A 5,632-nucleotide genomic window follows, 5' to 3' on the forward strand; every position below is an offset into this window, starting at 1 on the left:
AGAGAAAATTACCGACGATCGAACCTCTATTGCCATTGCCCACCGCTTATCCACCGTCCGTAATGCTCACTGTATTTACGTTATGGACCAGGGGCAGCTGGCCGAATGGGGTACCCATGAGGACTTGTTAGTCCGTGAAGGCCTCTATGCCAACCTATGGCGAGTGCAGATGGGGGAGCGGGTGGCCAGGTAGCACTGAGTACAAATACCATATCCGTATGTGTAGCTAGTCCATAGACTTCAGCAATCATCCTGGAAACTCCGGACATGACTATGACAGTTTGGATAATGGGCTAGCGGGAGCTGCTCTAGCCGCTAACGTCATCAGTAATTTTCCTCGAGTTTTTTCTACCAGCTATGGAACACGAGCCGGCTCAATCTACAGCTGTCCCCAATCCCGGTCCGACTCAGCCTTCAGGCTGGCTGCAAACGGTCTCAGGCGTGGCGGTTTTAACCGTTGGTCTGCAAGGCACAGCCGCTAGTGCCGTAGATGCCCCCGTTATAGAGGCCGGGCCTGATGCTGCTGTGGAAACAGCCGCAGTGGAAATAGCCAATGACGTTGCCTATCCTATTTCATCTCCCATAGAACCCGCTGCTCCCCAGCCCCGGTTTTCTCAATGGCGGCGGCAGGTACAAAAGCTCACGACGCGTGATATCCCATCATCTGCCGTTAGCCAGATTAGCCCCTCGGTGGTCCGCTTAGAAAACCATCGGCGGGAGCTGCATCGCCGTTCCAATGAGGTGGAATCTCAGCTATTGGGGTTACAGCAGCTGCTCTCGATTCAATCCTATGGCACCAGTTTTGCCGATCGGCTGTTGGATGAAAACGACGCCTATCAGACCAAGCTGCAGGCGTTAACAGCGCTAGAGGCAGACATGCATGCAGCCATAGAACAGGCAGATATGGTGGCCCTCAGCCAGCTACAGGCTCGTTTGCAGCGCAGCGATCAAGAGCTACGACAGATCGCCCAGCAACAGCTGCAGCACTATATTCAACAAGTTCAAGACAGCTCCACCATGGGACTGTGGCGAGAACCCATGTATCAGCAATCGTTACGGTGGCTGATGGAACATACCCACGAGCGACATTTGCTCAACGCGCGACAGCAGACGTTGGCGCGCACGTTGGTTGCGATCGCGCCGGACTAGCGCCGCTGAATTTTTTGAAATTCAATTTTAAGGCAGGCATCCATCACCACCTGCCAGCCGTGGTCCATCGCCTTTTGGGCAACGACAGCATCATAGATGCCCAGCTGGGTCCACAGACATTTCACCTCAGACAGGGTGTCTAGTGTCAGCAGTTCATCCAGGATGCCAGGGAGAAATTCACTGCGGCGAAACACATTCACCATGTCGATGGGGTCAGGCACATCAGCCAGACGAGCATAGCAGCGGTGGCCATCAATTTCTGATGCGGCTGGATGGACCGGGTAAACGGTGTATCCCTGCTGACGCATATAGCTAGATACTTGATAGCTAGGGCGTTGGGGTTTGGGGGAGTGACCCACAACAGCGATATACTTCGTTTTGGCCAGAACATGCTCGATGACAGCTGGATTTTGGGTGTTCATGGGGTGAATCGTATGGGGGACTGTACCCAATGCAAATTGTTTCTCACTATCTAACGTTTGATACTGCCGATGCTATTGATATTCTCGATATTACTGAAACAATTCAGCAGCAGATAGACACCGCCAAAATTACCCAGGGTCACGTGGTGGTGTTTTCCTGTCATACCACCACAGCTATTACCGTCAATGAAAATGAAGAACGGTTATTAGTGGATATTAAGACCTATTTACATAAATTGGCCCCATCCCAGGATCGCTATTTGCACAATGATCTGCATTTGAGAGATGTGCCCCCTGACGAACCCATCAATGCCCATTCCCATCTGATGGCCATGACGCTGGGGAACAGTGAAACGGTGCCAATTGTGGCTGGAAAACTGGCGCTGGGCACCTATCAATCGGTAATGCTGGTGGATTTGGATGGCCCCAGACAGGGCAGAAAGGTGTTGATCCAAATTTGTGGTGTGTAGGGACGCTCACACCAGCGGGCATTCTTGCGACAGCGCTATGCTTGAGACACACAAGGCTTTGCCAATAGCTGACATGTACCTTTGAAATTCAGCTGGAACATGAGCGAAAAGTATCTCGATGATTTCAGTTCGTGGACGTCCCAAACCGCCCAATTGCTGCGGGAGCTTCGTTGGCATGAAATTGACATGCCGAAGCTAATTGAAGAGGTTGAAGACTTGGGCAAGAGTGAGCGACGAGGAATTGCTAGCCAGTTGATTCGTCTTGTACTCCATTTGCTTAAGTGGCAGTATCAACCCCAGCGACGATCAGACAGTTGGCTAGACTCCATCACAGATGCCCGCACTCAAATTGAACTGGCAATCGAAGATAGTCCTAGCTTGCAAAATTATCCGGCAGAGCAGCTCGCACGGATCTACCCGCATGCACGTCGCCAGGCAGCCAAACAAACTAATATGGCTCCTTCCATATTTCCAGAAGTGTGTCCATATTCTATAGACTCGATATTGGCGGAAGATTGGCTGCCGGAGAGTTAACAATCTACATTTGGCTGATGGTGAACCGTGCTGTTCAATCTGATGGAGAATTGGTTTCAACGCTTGAAACATCTTTGAGTAACCCTTGGAGCTGCATGTGGCTGAGTAACCAGCTGGTCATGGTGGCTCGTCGGGTCAGACGCGGTACGAGCTGGTCGATGGTGTAGCCCTTAAACCCTAGATAGGTTTTGAGCAGCTGCTTGTTGGGTTTAGGAATCGACCGGGTGAGCTGCATAGTGGCCGGACGGCTCTCGATAAAGTTGGGTGGTTCGGGAAATTTTTCTTGCAGAGGAGCGATGACATTACTGGCATCCCATTGCTTAGTAGTGGCATCGTAGCGATAGCCTAAATGCTGCCATACCAGACGATTGACAATATCGTCCTCAATTTCTTCGTTGAGAATAGCCCAAAGTGTGGCTTCAGTCAGGTCAGGGAGGTCAGTCATGGCGATGGTCAGTACACTCTAGAGCCTTAGGATAGCAAGTGGTTGGTAAGATTGCCTGGCGGGAACAGGTGGACGGTTTTGGAGCATTTAGATCGGCGGCTAGAGGGGTTTGACCGGGCTGGGGTACAGCGGGCGTTGGCGACACTACCTTTGCCAGAGACACCCATGTTTTTACGACGGCTGCGACCTCGGTTTGACCTGCATGTGGTTGACCAGGTGGTATCGACCAATCAAACCCTTTGGGACATGGCTGATGCTAAGGCTGGGACGGTTGCGATCGCACATACCCAAACCGCTGGCAAAGGCCAACGGGGAAAACAGTGGATATCCCCTCCGGGCGGTGTATACCTATCTCTACTGTTAGAACCTGACTGGCCTGCCAACCGGGCTGCCCAACTGACAATGGCCAGTGCCTGGGGCATCGTCAGTCAATTTAGATGTCTGGGAATACCGGCTCAAATCAAATGGCCCAACGATATTGTCGTTAGTGGTCAAAAGCTGGGGGGTATTTTGAGTGAAAGTAGACTGGAGCAGGGAATCATTACCCAGGCTGTAGTTGGCGTGGGCATCAATGTCTATAACCCTGTACCGGTCACTGGCGTCACCTGGAAAAGCCTCATACCGAATAAGCTGGACGATGTAGACAATACCCTAAGTAACGTAGCGGCGGCTGTACTCCTCGGTATTTGCCGAGGCATTTTCTATCGAAACCATACCGACGGCCAAACTTTTACAGATGCTTACCAAAGTCTGCTGAATAACCTGAATATGCCTGTAGTTGTGGAAAAGAAGACCTGGAAAATAGTTGGCGTTACGGAAATGGGACACTTAACCCTGTCTGCTACGTCACAGGATTTAGTGTGGCCAGTTGAACAACTGGTCTATCTCAAATCAGGGGAGTTCTCCCTTGGGTACTCTCAGGCTGACTCAGATATCAAGGACGCTTAGTTTTGTCCTAGCTGTATCAGCGGTCTGATAAATTATGATGGCTTCTTTTTATTGTGTTCTCCTAACTATAAATTTCTTAAGTTCCTTACTCCCTAACTATTAACTAACCCGTCACTCGGACTATTTATTTTCCTATGGCTGATTCCTGCCCTTTATCGTCGGCATCTTCTAATTCCACCGAGCCCGATCGCCATGCTCGTAAGCTTTCTGCCAAGGCGATTGGTGCCCATAAACAATACAGGCAGTTCTGGAAAAAAATTGGCCTGGTTGGTTCCGTTGCCGTTATGGGTGGACAGCCAGTGCTAGCCCAGATAGACGTTCCCACAGACGTGAGCGCTCCTGAGACGGCTGCAGAAGTAGCGCCAGTAGCCCCCGTTGTGGCTACTGCACCTGTGGCACCGCCTGTTGTCGCACCAGAACCGGTAGCGCCTTCGTTTTCAAGTGCGGCCAAACCGGTGGCTCCCCCTGAAGTAGAGACGATTACATCCCAGGTCGAGATTGTTATCCCGGCGGCGACGCCAGACATAGAAGCCGTTGCTCCAACGGTAGAGTCCCCTGAGCCTGATGTAGTGACTCCAGCAGGTATGGAGCATGCTGCTAGCCATCCCGATGATACGGCTGCTCCCGATACGGCTGCTCCCGATACGGCTGCTCCCGATACGGCTGCCGATACGGCTGCCGATACGGCTGCCGATACTGGCGCGGACATGGTGACGCCAGAGGTGGACATTGTCACTCCCAACGATGTTGTTCCCGGTGCGATTCCCACGGTGGAAGATTTAGCGACTGAGTACGGCGGGGTCTTTGTCGATCCGACCGATTATGAAGTGGGGGAAACCCAGAACTCAGACGCTCCGGATGTGGTTATCTCGGAGCGTTCCACCGGGTGTGAATACAAGGTGGATGCTAAAAATCTCGACGGCTGTGGTGAGTCTGATAAACAACCCACGGTAGTGGCAGATGCATCAAAGAAGACAAGGGCCCCTGCAGGCGGCATCAATATTGGTCCTGTCAACATTAGCCGCGCGGGCGTTCGGTTTAGCGGCAGTGTCGCCGCTGTTGCTAGCCGGGAGTACTACAACACGGTGGCTAGACCGCTGGTGGATTTACAAGCCGGTGAATCATTTGTCTTTCCCCTAGCTTCAGCGTCACCGATTACCTCCTTATTTGGCTGGCGTTGGCACCCCATCCACAATGACTATCGGTTTCATAGTGGTACAGATGTCGGGGCTCCTCAAGGGACACCCATTTTAGCGACCCAGTCGGGGCAGGTAACGGTAGCTGACTATCTGGGGGGATACGGTCTGACGGTGATTATGCGCCATGCTGACAATACGTTAGAAAGCCGCTATGCTCACATGTCCCACATTTTGGTACAGCCGGGTGAATGGGTTGATCAAGGCGATGTGATTGGTCTAGTCGGTTCGACCGGAAATTCCACTGGGCCTCACCTGCATTTTGAGCTTCATCAGCTGACAGGTCAGGGATGGGTGGCTATTAGCCCAAATGAAGTGCTCAAGTATGCCCTGGCTAATCTCAACAATCGCGGTGGCGGTAATCCCCTGCAGGCGCTCAACGTCATGCAAAAGGATGAGGCTGCCCCGGCAAAAGCATCCTTACCTAAAGCGATTAAAAGTGAGACGCAGGTGAAAGATGCCCCCCAC

7 protein-coding genes and 1 pseudogene are annotated in these 5,632 nt (G+C 52.1%); 6 read left to right on the plus strand and 2 right to left on the minus strand.

The features are described 5' to 3' along the window. Nucleotides 1–193: pseudogene (locus IQ260_RS26950) on the plus strand (ABC transporter); the annotation flags it as partial. A gap of 164 nt (nucleotides 194–357) precedes the next feature. After that, on the plus strand, nucleotides 358–1,149 hold the full coding sequence (locus tag IQ260_RS26955; RefSeq protein ID WP_193996167.1) for a hypothetical protein: 792 nt from the start codon (nucleotides 358–360) through the stop codon (nucleotides 1,147–1,149). Here the strand turns inward: IQ260_RS26955 and IQ260_RS26960 are convergent. Beyond that, entirely contained in the window at nucleotides 1,146–1,571 is a 426-nt protein-coding gene (locus IQ260_RS26960; RefSeq protein WP_193996168.1) for a CoA-binding protein, read from the minus strand. The two genes, IQ260_RS26955 and IQ260_RS26960, sit on opposite strands and share 4 nt — an antisense overlap. A gap of 29 nt (nucleotides 1,572–1,600) precedes the next feature. Between IQ260_RS26960 and IQ260_RS26965 the strand changes: the two genes are divergently transcribed. Further along, nucleotides 1,601–2,041, plus strand: coding sequence for a secondary thiamine-phosphate synthase enzyme YjbQ (locus IQ260_RS26965; protein ID WP_193996169.1), 441 nt, complete (start codon nucleotides 1,601–1,603; stop codon nucleotides 2,039–2,041). Nucleotides 2,042–2,140: 99 nt separating this feature from the next. After that, nucleotides 2,141–2,575 (plus strand): DUF29 domain-containing protein, encoded by a 435-nt coding sequence (locus IQ260_RS26970; RefSeq protein ID WP_193996170.1) that lies wholly within the window; start codon nucleotides 2,141–2,143, stop codon nucleotides 2,573–2,575. Nucleotides 2,576–2,609: 34 nt separating this feature from the next. Here the strand turns inward: IQ260_RS26970 and IQ260_RS26975 are convergent, their stop codons facing one another. Next, nucleotides 2,610–3,020 (minus strand): DUF1823 family protein, encoded by a 411-nt coding sequence (locus IQ260_RS26975; RefSeq protein WP_193996171.1) that lies wholly within the window; start codon nucleotides 3,018–3,020, stop codon nucleotides 2,610–2,612. Nucleotides 3,021–3,098: 78 nt separating this feature from the next. Here IQ260_RS26975 and IQ260_RS26980 point away from each other — a divergent pair, with 78 nt between their 5' ends. Continuing rightward, the gene (locus IQ260_RS26980; protein WP_193996172.1) at nucleotides 3,099–3,968 is read left to right on the plus strand and encodes a biotin--[acetyl-CoA-carboxylase] ligase; all 870 of its coding nucleotides are present in this window, start codon (nucleotides 3,099–3,101) and stop codon (nucleotides 3,966–3,968) included. 134 nt (nucleotides 3,969–4,102) lie between these two features. Continuing rightward, nucleotides 4,103–5,632, plus strand: a 1,530-nt coding sequence (locus IQ260_RS26985) for a M23 family metallopeptidase (RefSeq protein WP_193996173.1), incomplete at its 3' end; no start/stop codon positions are given.

Origin of the sequence: Leptolyngbya cf. ectocarpi LEGE 11479 (genome assembly GCF_015207065.1) — a bacterium.
GTDB lineage: Bacteria > Cyanobacteriota > Cyanobacteriia > Phormidesmidales > Phormidesmidaceae > Leptothoe > Leptothoe ectocarpi.